Source organism: Methylocystis sp., from assembly GCF_051061225.1.
GTDB lineage: Bacteria > Pseudomonadota > Alphaproteobacteria > Rhizobiales > Beijerinckiaceae > Methylocystis.
Window position 1 is genome coordinate 133,359 of sequence record NZ_JBPFEB010000021.1, and the last position, 22,117, is coordinate 155,475.

A 22,117-nucleotide genomic window follows, 5' to 3' on the forward strand; every position below is an offset into this window, starting at 1 on the left:
CATTGACATGGATAAAAGACCGCTCGGCCGCTCCGGCCTCTTCGTCTCCGCGATCTGCCTCGGCTCCATGACATGGGGGGAGCAGAACACCGAAGCCGAAGGCCATGCGCAGCTCGACTACGCCCTCGATCGGGGCGTGAACTTCATCGACACGGCCGAGATCTACTCCATTCCCCCGCGCCCCGGGACGCAAGGGTCCACGGAGCGGATCATCGGCTCGTGGCTCGCCGCCCGCAGGAACCGCGACAAGGTGATCATCGCCACCAAGGTCGCGGGACGCGGGGAGGCGCACTGGCTGCGGGAGGAGGGCGGCGGCACGGTCCTCGACCGCAAGAACATCCAGGAGGCCATCGACGGCTCGCTGAAACGGTTGCAGACGGATTACGTCGACCTCTATCAGCTTCACTGGCCGGACCGCTCGCTGCCGCTGTGGGGCGCCGGCGGCACGACCTACCGGCGGCCGTCGAAACGCGCCGAAGTCCCGGTCGAGGAAACGCTGGCCGCGCTCGACGAACTGGTGAAGGCGGGCAAGGTTCGTCACATCGGCCTGTCCAACGAGACGCCCTGGGGCGTGGCGCGCTTCCTGCGCGGCGCCGAGCTCGGCCTCGGGCCGCGCGTCGTGTCCATCCAGAACGCCTATAATCTCATCAATCGCACTTTCGAGATGGGGCTCGCGGAATTCGCCGAGCGCGATCAGGTGGGGCTGCTCGCCTATTCGCCGCTGGCGCAGGGCTATCTCACCGGCAAATATCGGCGCGGCGCCCGCCCGCCGGGCGCGCGCACGACGCTGTTCCAGCGTGGCCAGCGCTATGAGAAACCGGGAGTTGAAGCGGCGATCGACGCCTATCTGGCGCTCGCCCGCGATCTCGGCGTCGATCCGGCGCAGCTCGCCATCGCTTTTGTCACGTCCCGCCCCTTCGTGACCGCCAACATCATCGGCGCCACGAGCATGGCCCAGCTGAAGACCGATCTCGACTCGCTCAATGTGACGATCACGCCCGAAATCGAGCAGCGAATCGACGAGATTCACCAGCGCCACAGCAACCCGGCGCCCTGAGGCGCCGTTCGCCGTTCATCGACTCCCCGGCGCTGGCGCGCTGCGTCAGATGTGGATCGGCCGCTTGAGCACGGCGAGCGCCGCCTCTTTCATCGCCTCGGACATGGTCGGATGCGCGTGGCAGGTTCGGGCGAGATCTTCGGAAGAGCCGGAGAACTCCATCAGCACGGCCGCCTCCGCGATGAGCTCGCCCGCGCCGGCGCCGAGGATGTGAACGCCGAGAACGCGGTCGGTCGCGGCGTCCGCGATGAATTTCACGAAGCCGTCGGTCTCGCGCATCGAACGCGCGCGCCCGTTCGCCGAGAAGGGGAATTTGCCGATGGCGACGTTCAGGCCCTTCGCCTTCGCCTCGTCCTCGGTGAGTCCCACCGAGGCCACTTCCGGCGAGGTGTAAACGACGCCGGGGATGACGTTGTAGTTCACATGTCCGGCTTCGCCCGCGAGGATTTCGGCGACGGCGACGCCTTCGTCCTCGGCCTTGTGGGCGAGCATCGGCCCGCGCACCACGTCGCCGATCGCATAGACGCCGGGAACATTCGTGGCGAAATGGTCGTCGATGACGATGCGGCCGCGCTCCAGCGCCACGCCCGCCGCTTCGAGCCCGAGACCCTGCGTATAGGGAATGCGGCCGGTGGCGATCAGCACGACATCAGCGGAGATCGCGGCCGACGCCGCGCCGTCGACGGACGAAAAGGAGACCGTCAGGCCGTCGCCCTCGCGCGCCACCCCCGTGACCTTTGACGACAGCTTGAACGCGAAGCCCTGTTTTTCCAGTATTTTCTGGAAGCGCGTGGCCACTTCGAGATCAAAGCCCGGCAACACGCGGTCGAGATATTCGATCGCCGTCACCTGCGCGCCGAGCCGGCGCCAGACCGAGCCGAGTTCGAGGCCGATCACCCCCGCGCCAATGACCACGAGCCTTTGCGGAACCTTCTCCAGCGACAAGGCGCCGGTGGAGGAAACGACTGTCTTCTCGTCAATGGGAATTTCCGCGCCCGAGGCGTCCCTCAGCGGCGCGACGGCGGAGCCCGTCGCAATGACGATGTTCTTCGTTTCGAGGGTCTGAACGCCGCCGTCCGTGCCGGTCACCTCGACCTTGCCGGGGCCGGCGAGCCGCCCGACGCCCCGAAAGCCGTCGATCTTGTTCTTCTTGAACAAAAAGGCAACGCCGTTGACATTCGCGCCGACGGTGTCCGCCTTGTGCTTCATCATCGCCGTGAGATCCAGCCGCGGCGGATCGACAATGACGCCGAGCGGCGCGAGGCCGTGGCCGGCCTCGTCGAACATGTGCGAGGCGTGGAGCAGGGCCTTCGAGGGGATGCAGCCGACGTTCAGGCAGGTTCCGCCATAGGTCGGGTCTTTCTCGACGACGGCGGTCTTCAGGCCCAGTTGCGCGGCCCGGATCGCGCAGACATAGCCGCCCGGCCCGGAGCCGATCACGATGAGATCATAGGTCATGAACGCCGCTCTTCAAAAATGGCGCCGAAGTCCTTCGATCCCGCCCGACTGGCGCGCGGGACCGAGGCTCGGCTGGTTTGCGCTTCGGCGAAACGCGTCTTCAGCCCGCCGCCCAGATGAAGATCAGCAGGCCGGCGACGCCGATGGCCGTCAGGCCGATCTCGAGCTTGCCCCAGAGATCAATGACCTTGCGCGCCTCATGCGCCGCGTCGGCCCCGATCAGGCCGAGGATGCGGTTGTTGAGCGGCACGATCGCCAGATAGGTGTAGGGCCAGGACGCCAGCATGACGAGGGCGCCGAGCGCCCAGCGCAGATCATTGAGCTCGCGATAGGCGATGAAGCCGAACAAAGCGGCAATCGCCGCCAATCCGGCGAGCACGATGAAGCCGCGATGGTCCGAGGGCTCCCATTCCTTGATGAGCGCGTCGTCGGAGAGCGCAAGGCGCGCCGGCTGCTCGACGAAGTTGACGTAAAGAGACGCGCCGGCAAAAGCCCCGGCCGCCGCGAGCGCAAGCGATCCAATGATCATTGACTGTTTCCCATGATGAAAATGTCCCCTCCCTGCCGCGCGGGGAGAGGCTATGCGGACTCGATGGCCTCCTCGTCGCAGACGACGCGGGCGCTTTCTTCCGCCTCCGCCGCGACATCCACCTTGAGCGAGCGCACCGCCGCTTCCTCGCGCGCGCGATCCGTGAAGTGGTCGAAGAACATCTTCATGGTGCGGTCGATGCCATGCGGATTGATGCGCCGCGTATCGTCCCGATAGAAGCGCGCCGCATTGGGCGACACATTCACGAGATCGTAGGAGGGGAAATACGCAATATTCGGCCGCGCCCGCACCACCTCGTCGGCGGCCGCGCGCAGGATCGATTTCACCGCCACATTGGATACGACGACATGGCGGTCCTCATAGGTCGCGATGATGCCGACCGGCGACACGCTGAGCACGATGCGCACCTTGGGATTGACGGCCCGCATGCGGTCGACCGCGGCGAGGAAGTCGCCAACCACCTCGCTCACCGTCATATTGTAGAATTCATAGACATTCTCGTCCCATTCGCCGCCGGCGACGCCGGGGGCGAGCTGGAGGATCGCGCCGTCTGCCTTGTGGCGCCAGGTCTCGGTGTGGCCGAAGGTGAAGACGAAGACGTCCATCGTCTCCAGCATGTGGCGGACGGCGGCGAGATGGCTCTCGCGGTCGGCCCGCATGGCCTCGAGGGTCTCATAGCCCTCCGGTTCGATTCGCGGGCGGAAGGGGTCGACGAAGCGGCCGTCCTCGGGCCGGTTCCAGTAATCGAGGGCCGGCTTGAAGTCGCCATAGGCGCGCTCGATCAACTGCCGGAACTGCGCCGTCGTGTAGATATTGCCGTAACGGCAGGAGTACATGGAATAATTGCGCTGCAACGCCTCTTCCGCCGACATGCCCTGCGGCGGTTTTTCAGCGAGGTAATAGGTGTAGCCGCTGGTTTGCAGGCGATGGGCGATCTCCTGCGCGAAGCAGCTTCCGCCCGTGGCGACACGGTCCTCGCGGGCGATCTTGAAGGGCGTGGACAGCAGCGGATCAATGGCGAAGGGCGGCAGTCCGGTCACAGCCTTGCGCCAGAAGCGATGGTCGGGTAGGGAGCTATAGGGATTGTCCGCCACGGGGCAAACTCCTCATCGATTTGAATCGACAGTCGCGGTCGGCGCTTAGCAACACTGTGGCGCGCCGCCGCATGTGAGCGGACCATAGACGGGGCGCCGCCGCTTGTCACCAGCCGGGGGCCGGCCAACGCCGCAAGCCCGCGGCTCAGCCGGTGGAAGACCGAATGCTTTCCCAGATCGAGAAACAGATTTTCAAGTCCTGGATTGGGTATGCGGTCGAACCGCGGATCGCCAAGTTCACCGGACGCCAAATTCGCACGACGGGCCCGCGCATCGCGGTCGTCGGCAACTGCCAGGCTTTCGGCGTCGCCTATTCCATGAAGCTCATGGACCCGAGCGCGACGGTCCATCATTATTCGACGATCGGGCAGTCGCGATTCGCCGATCTGGACCTGCTGGTCAGGACGCTCCAGACCTATGACTACGTCTTCTCGCACGACTTCCTTTCGGGGCATCTGCGCGGACCCGGCGATTCGGCCGAACTGCGCAGCCGGCTGCCGAAAGTCACGCGCCTGCCGGCGATCACCTTCGCGGCCTTCCACCCGGACCTGATCTATATTTCCGATCCGGCGCAGCCGCTGCACGGCTTCATCTTCGGGCCGCTCGGCCCCTATCATTCCGCCATCGCCGTCTTCGCCTTCCGCGCGGGCCTCACGCTCGACGAGACGCGGGCGATGTTCAACGAAAATGTCTTCACGACGCTGGGCTATCTCAACATGTGGGACGAGGCCGCCAGCGGCTTCCTCGCCACGGTGCAGAAAGACTGCGGGGTCGATCTCTCGACCGATCTGATGAAATGGGCGCGCAAGGGCGTGTTCATGTACAGCCTCGTGCATCCGATGGGCTTCGTGCTGTTCGATGTGGCCAGGCGCATGTGGGAAAAGGTGGGGCTGACGCCGCCAGCGACGGATTTCAGCTATTATCAGATCCACGATCTCGCCCGCGCCGAGATTTTCCCCGTCTATCCGCCGATCGCGAAGCATTTCGGCGTGCAGGGCGGCTATCTGTTCAAATTGCAGAACCACCATCTGGCCAACGACGTCGGCGATTTCCTGACGCTGCCGCAATATCTCGCGGCGTGCTTCAAGACCTATGAGAAAGAGGGCGCGGCGCGTCTCGGCAACAAGCGTGTCGACGGCTGGCTTGCCGATGAGGAAACGAAAAATCTTCTCATCAGCCTTGCTCGGGAAAACCTGCGCAAGGGCCTGACGCCCGTGAGTTGAGGGCGAGGCCGAGGATTCCGGCGGGGTAAGGCCGCAACGGCCCCATAGCGGCGCGGACCCCCACCCGTCGCGCTTCGCGCGCCACCGTCCCCGCAAGGGGGAGGGATGCGAACACGCCGATTGCCGTTTCTTCCGAAACGCCTGATGCAGCCTTCGCCGATCAGGCCTCGATCCGCTCCATCGCCCGTGTGAAGTCGACGATGCGGGGGGCGATGTCGCGGCGGAAGCGCGAGCCGTTGAAGACGCCGTAATGGCCGACGCCCGCCTGCAGGTGATGCGCCTTGCGGGCCGAGGGAATGCCGGCGCAGAGATCCTGCGCCGCGAGCGTCTGACCGACGCCGGAGATATCGTCCTTCTCGCCCTCGACGGTCAGCAGCGCGGTGCGGCGAATCGCCTTGAGATCGATCAGCTCTCCGCGATGGCGCAGGAGGCCGAGCGGCACCTCGTGGCGGATGAAGACGCGCTCGACGGTCTGGAGATAGAACTCCGCGGTGAGGTCCATGACCGCGAGATATTCGTCGTAGAAGTCGCGATGCTTCTCGGCCGAATCGCCGTCGCCTTCAACGAGATGGTTGAACATCTCCATGTGCGCCGTCACGTGGCGCTCGATGTTCATGGACATGAAGCCGGACAATTGCAGAAAGCCCGGATAGACGTCGCGCCCCATGCCGGCGTGCGGGAACGGCACCGTATGGATGCAGTGGCGGCGGAACCAATCGATGCCGCGCTTTTCGGCGAGCTTGTTGACCGCGGTCGGATTGACGCGCGTGTCGATCGGGCCGCCCATCAGGATCATTGACTCCGGCGCGGCCGGATCATTGGCCGCCTCCATGGCGGCGATGGAGCAGATCAGCGGCACCGAGGCCTGGCAGACGCCGAGCGTATGGACGGGAATGCCGTCCTGCGCGAGAAAGCCCATGATCTCTTCGAGATAGTCGATGTAGTCGTCGAGGTCGAAATGCCCCTCGACCAGCGGCACGGTGCGGGCGTCGACCCAGTCGGTGATGTAAACGTCATGGCTCGGCAGGAAGGCTTCGACCGTGCCGCGCAGCAGCGTGGCGTAATGGCCCGACATGGGGGCGACGATCAGCAGCTTCGATTGCCGCGGGGCCGCGTCCTCGAATTGCCGCTTGAAATGCAGCAGGCCGCAGAAGGGCTTCAACCACACATGCTCCTCGGCGACCTCGACCTCCACGCCGTCCACCGTCGTCGTGTTCAACCCGAACATCGGCTTGCCGTAGCGGCGGGTCATCCGCTCGAAGAGTTCCGCCGAAGCCGCGATGTTGCGGCCGAGCGAGGTATGATAGAGCGGGTTCAGCGGGCTCTTGAGCGTGTGGAGCAGGGCGTCGGTGGCCGCGCGCGCGGGCGCGAAAGCCAGATGCAACATCTCGTAAACATGGTACGACATCCGATCCATTGCCACGCTTCTCCCGCACTCCTGCCCGATGTTGCATTGCACAATGTTGTAGCCGACCTTTGGAAGAATTCAAAGGCGGCGCGCCGACGACCCCCGAGGGGAGCGTCACTGCGAAGTCGACAACAGCGCGCCCCGAGGGGCGCGCCCTGGCCGAGCGCCTGCAAGAAAGACAATTAACTAACGCTCGCAGCCGCCCCGACGAGCGTCACAAGCCAAAGCACGGCGAGAGCGCCTTTGTAAATCGTTAATGCGCGGAAAATATCCGCCGGCCCCGCGTCGCGGCGACCGTCGCCCAGCGTCGCGCCCGCGAGCATGGCCCCGTGATAGGCGCGCGGGCCGCCGAGCGCGAGGCCGAGGGCCCCGGCCATGGCCGCTTCCGGCCATCCCGCGTTGGGAGAGGCATGTTTGGCGGCGTCCGCAAGCGCTGCGCCGAGGGCGGCGCGGGCCGAGCCGCCCGGAACCGCGCTCGCCGCTGCGACAATTAGCGCCGCCGCCAGCCGCGCCGGGATCAGGTTGAGAAGATCGTCCGCGCGCGCAGCCGCCCAGCCGAAGGCGAGGTGGCGATCGGATTTGTGTCCGATCATGCTGTCGGCGGTGTTGATCGCCTTGTAGAGCAGCGCGCCGGGCAGGCCGAAGACGGCGAGGAACAGAACCGGCGCGACGACGCCGTCGGAAAAATTCTCCGCCAGACTCTCGATCGCCGCGCGGGCGACGCCGGCTTCGTCGAGCAGGGCCACGTCCCGGCCGACGATCTTGCCGACCTCCCGGCGCCCCTCGTCAAGGCTGCGCGACAGCCCGCGCGCGACCGCCGCCACATGGGCGTAGAGGCTCCGTTGCGCGATGAGGCTCGACGACAGCAGGGCGAGCAACAGCGCCCCCAGCGGCAAGGCGCTCGACAGCCGCTCGATCGCCACGCCCGCCGGCAGGGCGATAGCGGCGAGAAGGATGAGCGCGCCGGCGCCCTTCGCGCGGCGCAGGGCAAAGGACTCGGAGTCGCGGTTGAGCCGGGCGTCGAGCCCGGCGATCAAGCCGCCGAGCCAGGTGACGGGATGGCCGATTCGCTCAAACAGCGAGTCCGGATAGCCGGCGCCGGCTTCGATCGCCAGCGCGGCGAGGGCGACGCCGAAGCTCATGTCGGCGCGCGGTTCAGAGGAGCCGACATCACGCCTCGCGGGGAGGGCGCCGGGCGCAGCGCGACGGGTGGGGTGCGCGCCGCCATGGAGCTGTCGCGGCTGATCCCACCCGACCCCGCTTCGCGGGGCCACCCTCCCCGTAAAGGGGAGGGATGGGCGCCCGGGTTGCAAGAGCGAGGGCGCAAGGTCCGCGCCGCCGCGAGGCGGCCGGGGCTTGCCCCGTCCGACTCCGCCACGCCGCAACCGCGCATCACCGCCCGAAGACGCCCGTGAGGCTCGCCTTGGCGAGCGCATTGGCGTTGATGGTGAAGCCGGCGATGGCCGTGCGGCCCTTGCCGGCGTCGCCGATCTTGTCGGTCTTCAACGCATAGACGGTGATGACATAGCGGTGCGGCTTGCCGGGCGGCGGGCAGGGGCCGCCGTAGGACTTGTCGCCAAAGTCGTTTTCGAGATGGTGCGCGCCCGCCGGGAGATTCTTGCTGGAGGCGTCGCCCGCGCCCCGTTTCAGCCCCCGCGCATCCGCCGGAATATCCACGACGAGCCAGTGCCAGAAGCCGGCGCCGCCGGTCGGCGCGTCGGGGTCGTGCATCAGCACGGCGAAGCTCTTCGTGCCTGCCGGCGGGTCGGTCCAGACCAGCTCGGGCGAGATGTTCGCGCCGGTGCAGCCAAAGGAGTCGTAGACATGCTTCATGTCGATCTTCTGGCCCTCGGCAATGTCGGGGCTCTTCAATTCGAAGGCCTGCGCGCCGGCGGCCTCTGCCGTCGCGAGCGTCATCATGGCGAAAAAGGATGTCAGGCTGCGTTTCATGGCCAGTGTCCTTCCTTTGAAATCGGACGATCCTTCTAGCGGATCGTCGCGCCTGTGTCGCGCGGCGCGGCGACTTGCTAAACATGGGGCATGACGGATGCGCCCAAAGATCGCCCGCTGCGTCGAGGCTGGACCACCGGCGCCTGCGCGACCGCCGCCACGCGGGCCGCGTTCGAGGCGCTGGTCACCGGCGCGCCGCCGCCGGACCCGGTGGAGATCGCGCTGCCCTCCGGCAGGCGCGTCGCCTTCGCGCTCGCCGAATTCGCGCGCGCCGACAGGGAAACGCGCGCGGGCGTCGTGAAAGACGCGGGCGACGACCCCGACGTGACCCATGGCGCGCTGGTGCGCGCGCTGGTGCGGCGCGCGGCGCCGGGGGCGGGCGTGTCGTTTCTGGCGGGCGAGGGCGTCGGCACGATCACGCGCCCCGGCCTGCCGCTGCCGCCCGGCGAACCCGCGATCAATCCCGTGCCGCGCCAGATGATGCGCGCGACCATCGCCGAAGCCGCCGCACGGCTCGGCGTCGACGCGGACGCCGAGGTGGAGATTTCCATTCCCGGCGGCGAAGAAATGGCGAAACATACGCTCAATGGGCGCCTCGGGATCGTCGGCGGCCTGTCCATTCTCGGCACCACCGGGATCGTCACGCCCTTTTCCTGCGCCGCCTGGATCGACAGCATCCATCGCGGCGTCGACGTGGCGCGGGCGACGGGGCTGTCGCATGTCGCGGGAACGACCGGTTCGACTTCGGAGGCGGCGGTGCGGGCGCTTTACGGCCTGCCCGAGACGGCGCTGATCGAAATGGGCGACTTCGTCGGGGGCCTGCTGAAATATCTGCGCAACCATCCTGTCGCGCGCGTCACCATCGGCGGCGGTTTCGCCAAGATGACCAAGCTTGCGCAGGGCCGGCTCGACCTGCATTCGGGACGCTCGCGGCTCGATCTCGCGCAGCTTGCCGAGACCGCGCGCGCGGTCGGCGCGGACGAAGAGGCCGCGGGCAGGGTGCGCCACGCGAACAGCGCGCTCGACGCCTTGCTGATCGCGGGCGCCGAGGGCGTCGATCTCGCGGCGCCCGTCGCGCAGGCCGCATGGCGAACGGCGGCGCAGGCGCTGGGCGACAGTGAGACCGAAATCGAAATCATCGTGTTCGACCGCGACGGACGCCTGCTGGCGCGCGCGCCGTTCAGGAAGGCCTGCGAGGCATGACGGAATCTCCTCATCTGACCTTCATCCTCGGCGGCGCGCGCTCGGGCAAGAGCGCCTATGCCGAGGGCTTGATCATGGCCTATGCGCCGCCCTGGACCTATGTCGCCACGGCGCAGGCGTTCGACGACGAGATGCGCGCGCGCATCGATCTGCATCTTGCGCGTCGCGGCTCCGGCTGGCGCACCATCGAGGCTCCGCAGGACTTGCCAGGCGCAATCGCGGACGCGCCGCCGGAGGCGCCGCTGCTGATCGACTGTCTGGGAATCTGGCTCTCGAACCGAATGCATGTCGAGGCGGACCTCGTCGCCGACCGCGCGGCGCTGATCGCCGCTCTTGTGGCGCGCAGGGCGCCAACGGTCGTCGTGTCGCCGGAAGTGGGGCTGTCGATCGTGCCGGAGAATGCGCTGGCGCGACGCTTCCGCGACGCCGCCGGGCTCCTGCATCAGGAGGTCGCGCGCATTGCTGCGCATGTGGCGCTGGTGGTCGCGGGCTATCCGGTGAAAGTGAAGTAGCGGTGCCGCCCCCTCCCTGTCCCTCCCCCGCTCTCGCGGGAGAGGGGACGCTCATGTTCAGCGCTCTCGGTGAAGCCCGGCTCTGCTCCCTCTCCCGCGAAGCGGGGGAGGGGTGGGGAGGGGGACTTACGCCCCCGCCGCCTTCAGCCCCTTCTCCAGATCGGCGAGAATATCGTCGATATGCTCCAAGCCGATTGAGAGACGCACATAGCCCGGCGTCACGCCGCTCGCGAGCTGCGCTTCTTCCGCGAGTTGCGAATGCGTCGTTGTCGCCGGATGGATGGCGAGGCTGCGGGCGTCGCCAATATTGGCGACGTGGTAGAACATCTCCAGCGCGTCGATGAAGCGGCGCCCGGCCTCCAGCCCGCCCTTCAGCTCGAAGCCGATGAGCGCGCCATAACCGCCCTTCAGATAGGCGTCGGCGCGGCGGCGCGCTTCGCCGCTCTGCTGCGAGGGATGGATCACCTTCGTGACTTCGCCGCGCTTGGCGAGAAAGTCCGCGACCTTCTGCGCGTTCTGAACATGGCGCTCCATGCGCAGCGTCACCGTCTCGATGCCCTGCAGGGTGAGGAAAGCGTTGAAAGGCGAGGGCGCGGAGCCCAGATCGCGCAGCAGCGTCGTGCGCGCCTTGATGATGTAGGCGACAGGCCCGAGCGGCTTCACCGCCTCGACCCACACCGCGCCGTGATAGCTCGGGTCGGGCGTGTTCAGCGCGGGCTGACGCGCGGGGAATTTCTCCCAGTCGAAATTGCCGCCGTCGATGATGGCGCCGCCAATCGACGTGCCATGGCCGCCGAGATATTTGGTCGTCGAATAGACAACGATGGCCGCGCCGTGATCGAGCGGGCGCGCGATGATCGGCGCCGCCGTATTATCGACGATGAGCGGAACGCCATATTCGCGTCCGATCGCCGCGACTTCCGAAATCGGAAACACGGTCAGCTTCGGATTGGGCAGCGTTTCGGCGTAATAGGCGCGCGTGCGGTCGTCGGTGGCGCGGCGGAAGTTTTCGGGGTCCGAGGGATCGACGAAACGAACCTCTATGCCCTGGTCCTTCAGCGTATTGGCGAAGAGATTCCAGGTGCCGCCGTAAAGATCCGTGGAGGAGACGACATTGTCGCCGACCTTTGCAAGGTTTTGCAGCGCAAAGGCCGAGGCCGCCTGTCCGGACGAGAGCGCCAGCGCCGCGACGCCGCCTTCGAGCGCGGCGAGTCTCGCCTCCAGCACGCCCGTCGTCGGATTGCCGATGCGCGTGTAGATGTGTCCGAGCTCTTTCAGTGCGAAGAGATTGGCGGCGTGCTCCGTGTCGCGGAACTGGTAGGAGGTGGTCTGAAAGATCGGCACGGCGACGGCGCCGGTCGCCTCATCCGCGCGCCAGCCTGCGTGCAAGGCGATGGTTTCAGGATTTTTGCTCTCGATGGCCATTTGCGTTTTCCTCGAAGACGCCACTGGATTAGCTCAAAAACAGCCTTCGCGCCACAGCGCCCGTCCGCGCGTCCAGCTCGCCTTGTGACTCCATTCGCACACATGCGCCGATTCGCGCCGGTTTCCCGGCCGCGCGCCTGCAACCGTTTCCGAAAGCATCGGGAACGGAACGCACTCTCCATTCCTGCAAAGGACAGATCATGAGATATCGTCAGATTTCCCTCGCCATGCTCATCGCCTCATTGCCTGCTGTTTCGGGCGCGGTTGCGCATGAAAGCCGGACGATCACGGATGGCTCGGGCGGCGCGATCGGCGTCACCATCGGCTTTCATGTCGAGCCCGCTTTCGAGGACAGTTTCAACGCCGTGGACGTCATCCTGAAATCCGCTGACGTGAATGCGTGCGCCGGCAAGACCATCAGCGCGCCGATCGACACCGGCGCGGCGACGGCGCCCGATACGGTCGATCTGCGCGTCGACGCGCTCTATCTGAGGGAGTCGGGCCGGCCCGGCGGTTCGGCCGCCAGCAGCGTGAACACGCCGCCGGCCGGGATCGTGAAAAAGCTGACGCTCACGGACAAGTCGCCTCTGAAGCCCGTGTTCGGAACGCCCGGCTCTACGCCTATTTTGTTTGCGGCTCCGCTGGAACTCTCTCAACCGGCACCTTTGGCTGCGTGACCGCCATCCAGCCTTTCCCAAGCAAATCGGATGACGGCTACGAGGCGACGCCCGTGCGCGGGCGCTAGGCCAGGGTTCGGCGCGTCATGGGCTCCATGGCGGCTCCATGGCGCGCCGATCCATGTTCAAGGAGGAATGGCGCGCCGACATGTTCTTGTCGGCGCGAGGGCTCCACCCATCTAGCTCGTTGGGGGCAAACCGGTCCGCCGCGAAGGCGGCGGTCAGGAGCGAGAGCCATGAAGACATTTCTCGTGATCTCCGCTGTTCTGTCGGCCGGCGCCTTTGCGCCCGCGCTGGCGGACGATCAAGGAGATCCCAATCCGCCGCGCTTCGAGCAGAATGGACCGCCTGTCTTGCCCGTGCCGTCGACCGCGGAACGCGGCGGGATCAAGCAGGCCGAGGCGCAGACCGCCGCGCCCGTGCAGGAATCGGGCGTGGTGCCGAAGGCGACCAATATGCCGTCGCAGGGCGAAACCTCCGGGCCGGCGGCCGGAAAGCCCGTCGATCCGCCCACCGTCGTGCAGAAAGAAAACCCCATGGCCCAGCAATATGCGTCGCCGACCGGCCTCGCCGGCCCGAGCGGCACGGCGGCGGGATCGCCCGGCGTCGAGCACAAGGCTGGCACGCAGGGCGGCAGGGAATGGCAGCCGCCTCAGGAAGTTCGCGGCAAGAAGCCTAGCAGCTGAGGGCGTTCCCGAATTCGGAGGGCGGTCGGCGCGCCAGTTTCGTGACGAGGCGGTCGCCCACCCGGGTCTATACCTGCTTCGCCGCCCGCGTGGAGAGGAGGCCTCGGAAATTTTTTCGCCGCCGCGGGCGGTGCGTCACTGGTGGTGTTTCTTCGGGTCGGATCCCTCTCCCGGCTCTGTCCCGGATGCGGGACGTTTGCGTGAGGGCGCTTTCGGAAAGAAGCCCAATTCGTCCAAAATGCCGAATGTTTTAGGATGCAGCGTCTGCTCCACGTTCTCGGGAGCCGACGTTTCGCGGTCTTTTATAAGCGCAAGCGCGTTTGTACAAATTTGGATTTTCTCGGGGCCGTCATCACTGCCGTCATCGCAGGCGCCGTCCAGCATCGTTATGAGCGAGTCGCGAAAATCAGCCCACTCGTCCACTCTAAGATCGGGGGCTCTGGCGCATTGAATTTTTACAATCCATTCGGCTTCCGCCTTGCTTGCCTGCTTGACCCAAGTTCGCAATTGCGGTTGCAGACGTTGTTGGAGGAGGTTCAATTTGTCATTTCTGCGTGCTTCGTTACGGTCAGCAACCGTAATCGAGAACATCTTACTCAAGAGCTTAAAAACACTTCCCGTTTCTTCGCCAGGCCTCAATTGGCTGAGCTTCGGGAATCCGCTCACAAAAACCCCGATCTCGGCCGGGTCCGCGGTCATCATAAAGGACAGGTTTGCGATCAAAGAGCAGATATAGTCGATTTTCTTCTCTCGTTCTGAGGGGTCCGGGTCTTTGTCTGCTGACTCCAGCATGCAAGCTATGAAAATGTGGCTGAGGTTGAAATTGTCCGCATAGACCGCGTCGAGAAATGGATCGTCTCCGTTAACGTAGGCTTCAATATCACTGACGGAAGCAAAGTTGGCCCGCAAACGGCCGATATATAAGACGTCCTCAAAAAACTTCACGCTGCTAAGCTGGTGCAGGGACGAAAATCGGAGATGCCGAAAAATCTGTTTTTGCTCCTCCGGGGCGAGAAGCTGAAAAGCCTTCTTTTTACTATTTATGAGATCAAGAAGGGGTTTTAATCGGGACGTCGTTTCTTCAGCTTCGTCATCCTCACCTGAAGAAAGGAGATGCAGGATGAAGAGGTGTGAATCGTTCCAGACGTCACGTTCGAAACTTTGCCAAAAAACCCTATCGGATTTCAGCGCCTCGACTAATTTGGCTCCATCTGGGGCGCGATCCGCCTTTCGCATCAAAACCCGGACCCGCTGTTTCTCGATGCCAATCTGCGGGTCCTCTGATTGCGATCGCTTCCCGAGCTCCGTCACGGCGTCGCGCAGCTTTGCTAGCGAAGCTTCACCGGCGGATAATTCCGGCTTTTTTTTGCATCGAGCGGTTTCTCTCCAGTTTGCGAAATCTTGTTTTCCTCTTTCACCTGGGACGCAGCTTCGCTCGATGGGTCGGATGGTCCTTCTCTCGAGGCAAGGCGGCTTTCGATGTCGCGCATCAGTCCCCCGAGTCCAAATTGGCTTTCGTCTTTCGGGGCGTGCCGGATCGTCGGGTCCATATTGGGTACGATCATGGTGATGCAGTCTGATTGATAGGTTGCCATCCGCGCGAGGATAAGGTGTGGTGAAGGAGGCTGCCCGCTGCTCAGATTTGTATAAGCGAGCTCGTCGCACATGGCGTTTATTTCATTATGATAGGCGCTTTCGATGACCTTCTTCTTGCCCGACAAAAGGAAACAGGCCCCGACGGGGCGCTGGTTATGCAGCTCCTGTAGCTGTTTGCGGAGCTCCGCATCACCCGCGTTGCACGAGGCGATATAGACATTCGCGGCGCAGGCTTTACCGTTCGGCGATTTACGCACAGCTTCCACGACGTCACAGGTCGCGACGGAGTCATGAAGTTCATGCCGGGCGCCGATTGAGCCATGCATATTGATGATGATCTGCGTGCCGTCTCCGATCTTTCCCTCTTGGTGAAGAGCGGCGATTTTCTGCAGCAGCTCCGAACCCGGAACCATCACATGTTCAGCCGAGAGCCCGTTGGCTGCGCATCTGGAAACGACGGATGTCGCAAAGTCCGAATGCGCGCTTTCGTTCGGCTCCGTGAATATGATCAGGCTATTCGCGTTGGAATTGCGCTCGGCCTTTTGCTTATCCCCAATTGAAGCCGATCGGGTGACGCTATTGACTGAGCTTCCGATGCTGCGCGCGTCTTGGAAAGACATGGGCAAGGCTCCCGGCTGAACCGTACAGCTCAGGCTGCGCGATCAACTGATGTCTGTCAACGAAGCCGCCGGTGTGCAGGCTGCGGTTTCCACTTTGGCGGGAAAGCGCTCTAGCAGCTGAGGCGCGCCGCGCAGGCGAGCGCGAAGGCGTATTCCAGAGCCGTGTCCTCCAGGGCCTCGAATCGACCCGAGGCGCCGGAGTGGCCGGCGCCCATGTGCGTGTGCAGCAGAACCGGCCCGCCGCCGGTCATCGTCGCGCGCAGGCGGGCTGCCCATTTGAGCGGCTCCCAATAGGTCACGCGCGGGTCGGTCACCCCGGCGATCGACAGAATGGGCGGGTATGCGCAGGCGCGAATGTTGTCGTAGGGCGAATAGCCGGCGAGCCGGTCGTATGCCGTCTCGTCGGCGAGCGGATTGCCCCATTCGAGCCATTCCGGCGGCGTCAGCGGCAGGTCGTCGCGCATCATGGTGTTGAGCACGTCGACAAAGGGCACGCCTGCGATGATCCCGGCGAAAAGCTCGGGCGCCGCATTGGCCACGGCGCCCATCAGCAGTCCGCCCGCCGAGGCGCCCTGCGCCACGATGGCGCCTTCACGCGTGTAGCCGGCCTCGATGAGGCGGCGCGCGCAGGCGATGAAATCCGAAAATGTGTTGGCCTTGTTTTCGAGCTTGCCGCCCTCGTACCAGCGCCAGCCCTTGTCGGCCCCGCCGCGCACATGGGCGAGGGCGTAGACGAAGCCGCGGTCGACCAGCGAGAGCGCGTCTTCGTCGAAATCCGCCGCCAGCGAATGCCCATAGGCGCCATAGCCGTAGAGCAGCAGCGGCGCGCCCGCGCCGCCGGGCGTGAAATCCGCGCGATGCAGCAGCGTGACGGGAATGGTCTCGCCATCCGCCGCCGGAGCGAAGAGCCGCCGCGTCACATAGTTTTTCGGATCGTGGCCGGAGGGAATCTCCTGCCGTTTACGCAGCACGCGGGCGCGCGTCTTCATGTCGTAGTCGTAGGTCTCCTCGGGCGTCGTCATGGACGAATAGGTGAAGCGCAGCCTGTCGACGTCGAATTCCAGCCCAGCGTCGAGGCCGAGCGCATAGGCTTCCTCCTCGAAGGCGATGGCGTGGTCGGCGCCGCTTTCGAGATCGCGGATGACGATGCGCGGCAGTGAATTCTCGCGAATCATCCACACGAGATAGCGCTGGAAGACGGTGAAGGTGACGACCATGGAGCCGAGGCTGTGGGGGACGACGTCCCGCCAGTTCGCGCGCTCGGGGGCGTCGAGCGGCGCGACGGAAATGCGGAAGTCGTCGGCGCCGTCGGCGTTGTTGTGGATGTAGATCAGCTCGCCATGCGGCTCGACGTCGTAGCGCAGCTTGGGCTCGCGCCTGGCGACGAGACGCGGCGGCAGCGACGCGTCGCGCAGATCGACCAGCCAGCATTCCGAGGCGTCATGGCCGCGCACCGAGATGATCGCGAAGCGGCGGCAGCGGCTTTCTTCCAGTCCGATGAACCAGGCGCCGTCAGGCTCCTCCAGGATGAGCTGGTCGGTCGCGGGGTCGGCGCCGACACTGTGGCGGAACACCTGCGCGGTGCGGTGATTTTCATCGACGCGCACGTAATAGAAGGCGCTCGAGTCCGCGCTCCAGACGATCGAGCCTTCCGTATCGACGACCACATCCGCGCGGTCTCGCCCATCGGCGAGCGCGCGCGTGCGGATTTCATAGAGCTCCGAACCCATGTCGTCGACGCTCCAGGCGAGCTGGGCGTGATCCGGCGAATGGGCGGTGTCGCCGATGTCGAAAAACGCATGCCCGGCCGCCAGCGCCTCGCCGTCGAGCAGCACGGTCTCCGCGCCGCCGTCGCGCGGCGTGCGGCAGTAGAGGGGATGTTCCGCGCCGTCGCGGAAGCGGCCGTAATAGGCGAAGGGGCCGTCGGGGTCGGGCACGTCGGAATCATCTTCCTTGATGCGGCCGCGCATTTCCCGCACCAGCGTCTTGCGCAGCTCCTTCAGCGGCGCGACGACCGTGGCGCAGTAATCGTTCTCCGCCTTCACAAGCGCGGCGATGTCCTTGGGCAGCGTCTTCGGGTCGCGCAGCACGTCGCGCCAGTTCTCGGCCGCGAGCCAGGCGTAGGGATCGTCGAGAACGCGGCCATGCGTCGTCTTGCTGTGGGGCCGGCGCTCCGCAACCGGAGGCGTCGCGCTCAGATCGAAGGCCGCCCGCTCGATTTTCTGTTCCACCTTGACTCGGTCTCCCTGCCGCGCGCCCGGCTGGGACGGGCGCAAGCATTTCTCAATATTTTCGTCGTTAGCCTTACCACTCGGGGCGTCGGTTGTTCGAGCGGAAACCACGATGAGCAGCCTCCATTTCGATCTGACAGGCGGGCGCGGGCGCAGGGCGCGGCGTCGGCCTTATCTCGCGCGTCTCATTGAAAAGACGGGCGTTGCGCCCAGCCGCCTGGCGGCGCGGCTGTTCCTCTCCGTCCTCGCGGGGGTCCTCGCCATCCATTTCTGGCGGGACGGCGCGCGCTAGGGGGCAGTGCGGGAGCGGGCGCCGCTGGGCTGCGCCCGGCCCCAAGACAACCTCTTAAAAATGTCATAATGTCCGCTCCGGCAGCGTTCGAGTAGCGTTTCGCCAAGGGAGAGTTGAAGCCGCGCGGCCGGCTTCCTAGAACAAAAAGAGACGTTATGTACAAGAGCATCAAGATCCTTTCCATCGCCGGCGCTTGCGCCGCCGCGCTCGTGGCCTCGGCCTTTGCCCAGACGAGCTGGAAGCCGCCGGCCGAGATCGCCCAGAAGGCCGCCGCCGAGTCCGGCGCCGCTCCTGCCGACGCCGCCGCCACGCCCGCCGCTGCGTCGACCGCCACGACCGGCGCCCCGCAGTCCGCGGCTGACAAGGAAAAGAGCTGCGCCGACCAGGCCAAGGCCAAGGGGCTCAAGGGCAAGGCCAAGAAGCAGTTCAAGGCCGACTGTGTGAAGTCCTGACAATAAAAAAACGCCGGCCGCGGCATCCGCGCGGCCGGCGTTTTTCATGTGCCTCCAACCCCGCTCGCGGCCTCGCGTCGCGGAGTTGGGGAGAGCGGCGACCCGCTCAGTATACGCGCTCGATGCAGAAATCGACGACTTCGAGCAGGGCGTCCTTCCACGGCGAGGCCGGGAAAATCTCCATGGCGTCGCGGGCGATGGCGCCGTAATGCGCGGCGCGCTCGATCGTGTCGTCCAGCGCCTTGTGTTTCTTCATCAGGCCGCAGGCGGTCTCGACGTCGCCGTCGTTGATCTCGCCCTTCTCCAGCGTGCGGCGCCAGAACTCGCGCTCCTTTTCGCTGCCCCGGCGGAAGGCGAGGACGACCGGCAAGGTGATCTTGCCCTCGCGGAAGTCGTCGCCGACATTCTTGCCCAGCTTGGCGGAGGAGCCGCCGTAATCCAGCGCGTCGTCGATGAGCTGGAAGGCGACGCCCAGATTCATGCCGTAGCTGCGCGCCGCCGCCTCATCCGCCCTGGGCTTGCCGGCCAGCATGACGCCGACCTCGGCCGCCGCCGCGAAGAGCTCGGCGGTCTTGCGGCGGATCACCGCCATATAGGCGTCTTCGGTGGTGGTCGTGTCCTTGGCGGCGTTGAGCTGGAGGATTTCGCCCTCGGCGATGACCGCCGCCGCTTGCGAGACCACGGTGAGCGGCGGGATCATGCCCGGCTCCACCATCATCTTGAAGGCGTGGCCGAGCAGGAAGTCGCCGACCAGGACGCAGGTCTGGTTGCCCCACAGCATGCGCGCCGCGATCTTTCCGCGCCGCATGTTCGACTCGTCGACGACGTCGTCGTGGAGCAGGGTCGCGGTATGCATGAATTCGATGCCGGCCGCGAATTTGAGATGGCCGTCGCCCTTGTAGCCGCACATGCCGGCGGTCGCGAGCACGAGCATCGGCCGCAGGCGCTTGCCGCCGGCGGAGATCAGGTGATTGGCCACCTCGGGAATGGTGGTCACGTCCGAGCCGGTGCGCTGGATGATGAGCTGATTGGTGCGCTCGAGGTCCGGGCGGATGAGGTCGAGCAGGCTGTCGAGGCCCGCGGCCTTTTTCTCTTCGAGCGGAATAACGATACCCACGGACCCCCCTACGGCCTTACTGCATATTGGCGGCGCAATTTACGGCCTTGCGCCCTTACCGGCAAGTCGACGCCCCGGTTTTGCGGGGGCTTGTCTGTGGGTGTTGCAGAAACAGCGCCATTCCCGAGGCTTAGACTATGCGCGGCGCCCCCGTCTTGCCGCCGGAGGGGTCTCCGTGTGACTGTCGCGCGCGATGAGCGGCGACGACGCGGACGGGTTTCTGAACGGACGGCTGAGCCTTCGGCAGGGCCGGGGGCACCGCGCGGGGCATGACGCCGTGCTTCTGGCGGCGACCGTTTCGCCCGCGCAGAGCGGACTTGTGCTCGATATTGGCGCAGGCGCGGGGGCGGTCGGGCTGATGGCCGCCGTTCATGCGCCACAGGCGACGGTCGGCCTCGTCGAGATTGATCCCGAGAGCTGCGCCCTGGCGCGTGAAAATGTCGCAAGCAACGGTTTCGCGGAACGCGTCAGCGTCCATGAGGCGGATGTCGTCGACGCCCGGTCGCGCCGCGCGGCCGGGCTTGTCGACGGGGCCGCGGCGCTCGTCCTCACCAATCCGCCCTTCCACGCGCCCGGGCGCGTGCGCGTGACGCCGGACGCGCGCAGGGCGCGCGCGCATGTCGCCGCCGTCCCGCTTGCCGAATGGGTGCGCGGCGCGCTGGCGCTGCTGGCGCCGGGGGGAGCCTTCGTCATGATCCACCGGGCGGACGCCCTCGCGGAATGTCTCGCCGCGGTCGCGGGGCGGCTCGGCGGCGTCTCCATCGAGCCCCTCCACGCGCGCCCGGACGCGCCGGCGATCCGCATTCTCCTGCGCGGCGTGAAAGGCTCGAAGGCGCCGCTCTCCCTGGCGCCCTCGCGCCTCATCGGAGATCCCGCGCGGACGCCTTAAAAGATCATTAACCATAAATGGATCGCTCTTTCACAGCGCGTCTGCGCCCGCAAGACGCGGCCGCACGAATGTACAAGCGGTTGCAATAGAAAAATGAACCAATCTTATTTGGTCAATGTCATCATTACTTTCTGCGTGTTTACAATCCAGAGTTGTTCCGCATTTTTTCTCGCGGCTCTTGCCTCTCACGATTAATTGTGTAAGTTCGTTACTTGTAACTTGGTCTGCCAGCGGCGGTATCTGCCGGTCAGGCGAAGTGAAATGGACGCCTTTATCCGACGAAACAAGCACAGCGGTCGCTAAACTATTATCCAGCGCAGTATTTCCAAAATGATTTCGCGTCGGGCGCGCGGCCGCGAAAAGCCCAGAAAGTCGGGAAAGGCCGGGTGGTGGCCACGATCGAGACGATTGAGATGACGAACGGCGCAGCAAAAAGAATTCTTCTGGTGGAGGGCGATCCCGATTTGCGCCAGACGCTGGCGGGCGCGCTGGCGTCCGGCGCCCGCGACGTCACGAGCGCCGGGAGCGCGCGTGAATTTCGCGAGCTCAACGGCGCGGCGCCGTTCGACCTCGCCATTCTCGACCTCAATCTTCCGGACGACAGCGGTTTCGCGATCGTCAGGCTGCTGCGGCAAACCTCGCCGACCCGAATTATCGTGCACACGCGGCGGGATACGCTGACCGACAGGGTGGAGGCCTATACCCAGGGCGCCGACATCTACATGGTCAAGCCGACCCCGGAGGCGGAGCTTCTCGCCGCCGTCGACTCGCTGCTCAGCCGTGGCGTCGCGCCGCTCAAGGCCGATCTGTCGGGCTGGCGCCTGGATCAGGCCGGCAGTCTGTTCGCGCCGGGAGGCGAGAGGGTCAATCTGAGCACGCGGCAGACCGCTTTCATGAAATGCCTGATGCGCGCGCCGGGGAAAGCCATCGCCCGGGACGAGTTGCGCAAGGCGATCGGCATCGAGGAGACGGATGAAAGCGGCCGCGCGCTCGACATGTTCGTGCGCCGATTGAGAACGACCATCGAAGGTCAGGTCGGCCAGCGCGGCCCGATCAAAACCGTCTATCGCCTCGGCTTCGCCTTCGACGCGAGAGCCTTCGATTCCTGAGCGGGCGGCGCGCGCCGGCGTTACAGCCGGCGCCCGGCGCGCGGCTCATTCGCGCTTTTCGCCCGCGAGGGGCTGTTTCTAGCCCCCGCCGCCGATCGAGATGCGTGCGCCCTCCCGGCGGACCAGATTGTACAGCAGCGCGGCGTGACCGGGAGAGAGCCGGACGCAGCCATGCGACGCCGGCCGGCCGAGTGAGCGCGTGGCGTACGTGCCGTGGATCGCGTAGCCGCCGCTGAAGAAGATGGAATGCGGCATGGGCGCGTTGTCGTATTTGGTGGAGTAATGGATCGGCTGAAGCGCCGTGGCGGCGAAGACGCCGCGCGGCGTCCGGTAGCCGGGGCGGGCGGTGGAGACCGCCCAGCTGAAATCCCCGTCCGCAGAGGTCACATGCATCCGCTGGCTCGCGAGATTGATATGGATCAGGACTCTCGCCTCGGCGGTCGTGGAACCGAGAAAGGCGACGGCCGCAAGGGCCAAAACACAGTTACTCGCACGCAAGGCGACCTCCCGCGCGTTACTCGAGGACGTTGCTCTCCAGATAGATAGGCGCGCCCCCGGCGCTTCGTCC

22 protein-coding genes are annotated in these 22,117 nt (G+C 65.6%); 10 read left to right on the forward strand and 12 right to left on the reverse strand.

Annotated elements, in window-relative coordinates:
* The first annotated feature begins 7 nt into the window (after positions 1-7).
* Positions 8-1,057 (forward strand): aldo/keto reductase, encoded by a 1,050-nt coding sequence (locus ACR652_RS04570; protein WP_434505335.1) that lies wholly within the window; start codon positions 8-10, stop codon positions 1,055-1,057.
* A gap of 45 nt (positions 1,058-1,102) precedes the next feature.
* On the opposite strand, the gene lpdA is transcribed toward ACR652_RS04570, so the two are convergent.
* The 3 genes from lpdA to ACR652_RS04585 all read right to left on the reverse strand — a co-directional run bounded on the left by lpdA (position 1,103) and on the right by ACR652_RS04585 (position 4,159).
* Positions 1,103-2,515: a dihydrolipoyl dehydrogenase gene (lpdA, locus tag ACR652_RS04575; protein WP_434505336.1), complete on the reverse strand. Its 1,413-nt coding sequence runs from the start codon at positions 2,513-2,515 to the stop codon at positions 1,103-1,105.
* A gap of 100 nt (positions 2,516-2,615) precedes the next feature.
* Positions 2,616-3,044: a DUF1772 domain-containing protein gene (locus tag ACR652_RS04580; protein WP_434505337.1), complete on the reverse strand. Its 429-nt coding sequence runs from the start codon at positions 3,042-3,044 to the stop codon at positions 2,616-2,618.
* Positions 3,045-3,094: 50 nt separating this feature from the next.
* Positions 3,095-4,159 (reverse strand): GSCFA domain-containing protein, encoded by a 1,065-nt coding sequence (locus ACR652_RS04585; RefSeq protein ID WP_434505338.1) that lies wholly within the window; start codon positions 4,157-4,159, stop codon positions 3,095-3,097.
* Between the two features lie 164 nt (positions 4,160-4,323).
* Here ACR652_RS04585 and ACR652_RS04590 point away from each other — a divergent pair, with 164 nt between their 5' ends.
* Entirely contained in the window at positions 4,324-5,382 is a 1,059-nt protein-coding gene (locus tag ACR652_RS04590; RefSeq protein ID WP_434505339.1) for a WcbI family polysaccharide biosynthesis putative acetyltransferase, read from the forward strand.
* 160 nt (positions 5,383-5,542) lie between these two features.
* Here ACR652_RS04590 and ACR652_RS04595 read toward each other — a convergent pair whose 3' ends face one another.
* The 3 genes from ACR652_RS04595 to ACR652_RS04605 all read right to left on the reverse strand — a co-directional run bounded on the left by ACR652_RS04595 (position 5,543) and on the right by ACR652_RS04605 (position 8,740).
* The gene (locus ACR652_RS04595) at positions 5,543-6,799 is read right to left on the reverse strand and encodes a polyhydroxyalkanoate depolymerase (RefSeq protein ID WP_434505340.1); all 1,257 of its coding nucleotides are present in this window, start codon (positions 6,797-6,799) and stop codon (positions 5,543-5,545) included.
* A 173-nt stretch (positions 6,800-6,972) separates the two neighbouring features.
* Entirely contained in the window at positions 6,973-7,932 is a 960-nt protein-coding gene (cbiB, locus tag ACR652_RS04600) for an adenosylcobinamide-phosphate synthase CbiB (RefSeq protein ID WP_434505341.1), read from the reverse strand.
* A gap of 250 nt (positions 7,933-8,182) precedes the next feature.
* Entirely contained in the window at positions 8,183-8,740 is a 558-nt protein-coding gene (locus tag ACR652_RS04605; RefSeq protein WP_434505342.1) for a YbhB/YbcL family Raf kinase inhibitor-like protein, read from the reverse strand.
* A 90-nt stretch (positions 8,741-8,830) separates the two neighbouring features.
* Here ACR652_RS04605 and ACR652_RS04610 point away from each other — a divergent pair, with 90 nt between their 5' ends.
* Entirely contained in the window at positions 8,831-9,943 is a 1,113-nt protein-coding gene (locus ACR652_RS04610) for a cobalt-precorrin-5B (C(1))-methyltransferase (RefSeq protein WP_434505343.1), read from the forward strand.
* Positions 9,940-10,455 (forward strand): bifunctional adenosylcobinamide kinase/adenosylcobinamide-phosphate guanylyltransferase, encoded by a 516-nt coding sequence (cobU, locus tag ACR652_RS04615; protein ID WP_434505344.1) that lies wholly within the window; start codon positions 9,940-9,942, stop codon positions 10,453-10,455. The genes ACR652_RS04610 and cobU overlap by 4 nt, the downstream gene beginning before the upstream one ends.
* Positions 10,456-10,581: 126 nt before the next feature.
* On the opposite strand, the gene ACR652_RS04620 is transcribed toward cobU, so the two are convergent.
* Positions 10,582-11,880: an O-acetylhomoserine aminocarboxypropyltransferase/cysteine synthase family protein gene (locus ACR652_RS04620; protein WP_434505345.1), complete on the reverse strand. Its 1,299-nt coding sequence runs from the start codon at positions 11,878-11,880 to the stop codon at positions 10,582-10,584.
* 200 nt (positions 11,881-12,080) lie between these two features.
* Between ACR652_RS04620 and ACR652_RS04625 the strand changes: the two genes are divergently transcribed.
* Together ACR652_RS04625 and ACR652_RS04630 are read left to right on the forward strand one after the other, a co-directional pair.
* On the forward strand, positions 12,081-12,557 hold the full coding sequence (locus ACR652_RS04625) for a hypothetical protein (protein ID WP_434505346.1): 477 nt from the start codon (positions 12,081-12,083) through the stop codon (positions 12,555-12,557).
* 236 nt (positions 12,558-12,793) lie between these two features.
* The gene (locus ACR652_RS04630; protein ID WP_434505347.1) at positions 12,794-13,243 is read left to right on the forward strand and encodes a hypothetical protein; all 450 of its coding nucleotides are present in this window, start codon (positions 12,794-12,796) and stop codon (positions 13,241-13,243) included.
* A gap of 135 nt (positions 13,244-13,378) precedes the next feature.
* Here the strand turns inward: ACR652_RS04630 and ACR652_RS04635 are convergent, their stop codons facing one another.
* The 3 genes from ACR652_RS04635 to ACR652_RS04645 all read right to left on the reverse strand — a co-directional run bounded on the left by ACR652_RS04635 (position 13,379) and on the right by ACR652_RS04645 (position 17,690).
* Positions 13,379-14,554: a hypothetical protein gene (locus ACR652_RS04635; RefSeq protein ID WP_434505348.1), complete on the reverse strand. Its 1,176-nt coding sequence runs from the start codon at positions 14,552-14,554 to the stop codon at positions 13,379-13,381.
* A gap of 17 nt (positions 14,555-14,571) precedes the next feature.
* Positions 14,572-15,459 carry a hypothetical protein gene (locus tag ACR652_RS04640; protein ID WP_434505349.1) on the reverse strand — a complete coding sequence of 296 codons (888 nt, stop codon included), beginning with the start codon at positions 15,457-15,459 and terminating at the stop codon, positions 14,572-14,574.
* A gap of 110 nt (positions 15,460-15,569) precedes the next feature.
* Positions 15,570-17,690 (reverse strand): S9 family peptidase, encoded by a 2,121-nt coding sequence (locus tag ACR652_RS04645; protein WP_434505350.1) that lies wholly within the window; start codon positions 17,688-17,690, stop codon positions 15,570-15,572.
* 112 nt (positions 17,691-17,802) lie between these two features.
* Between ACR652_RS04645 and ACR652_RS04650 the strand changes: the two genes are divergently transcribed.
* Both ACR652_RS04650 and ACR652_RS04655 read left to right on the forward strand, forming a co-directional pair.
* Positions 17,803-17,982, forward strand: a complete 180-nt coding sequence (locus ACR652_RS04650; protein ID WP_434505351.1) for a hypothetical protein — start codon at positions 17,803-17,805, stop codon at positions 17,980-17,982.
* Positions 17,983-18,137: 155 nt separating this feature from the next.
* Positions 18,138-18,434 (forward strand): PsiF family protein, encoded by a 297-nt coding sequence (locus ACR652_RS04655; protein WP_434505352.1) that lies wholly within the window; start codon positions 18,138-18,140, stop codon positions 18,432-18,434.
* Between the two features lie 106 nt (positions 18,435-18,540).
* Here ACR652_RS04655 and ACR652_RS04660 read toward each other — a convergent pair whose 3' ends face one another.
* Positions 18,541-19,551, reverse strand: coding sequence for a polyprenyl synthetase family protein (locus ACR652_RS04660; protein WP_434505353.1), 1,011 nt, complete (start codon positions 19,549-19,551; stop codon positions 18,541-18,543).
* 193 nt (positions 19,552-19,744) lie between these two features.
* On the opposite strand from ACR652_RS04660, the gene ACR652_RS04665 reads away from it, so the two are divergent.
* Both ACR652_RS04665 and ACR652_RS04670 read left to right on the forward strand, forming a co-directional pair.
* The gene (locus tag ACR652_RS04665; protein WP_434505354.1) at positions 19,745-20,440 is read left to right on the forward strand and encodes a tRNA1(Val) (adenine(37)-N6)-methyltransferase; all 696 of its coding nucleotides are present in this window, start codon (positions 19,745-19,747) and stop codon (positions 20,438-20,440) included.
* Positions 20,441-20,826: 386 nt separating this feature from the next.
* On the forward strand, positions 20,827-21,549 hold the full coding sequence (locus ACR652_RS04670) for a response regulator transcription factor (RefSeq protein WP_434505355.1): 723 nt from the start codon (positions 20,827-20,829) through the stop codon (positions 21,547-21,549).
* 78 nt (positions 21,550-21,627) lie between these two features.
* On the opposite strand, the gene ACR652_RS04675 is transcribed toward ACR652_RS04670, so the two are convergent.
* On the reverse strand, positions 21,628-22,047 hold the full coding sequence (locus tag ACR652_RS04675) for a L,D-transpeptidase (protein ID WP_434505356.1): 420 nt from the start codon (positions 22,045-22,047) through the stop codon (positions 21,628-21,630).
* Positions 22,048-22,117 lie beyond the last annotated feature (70 nt).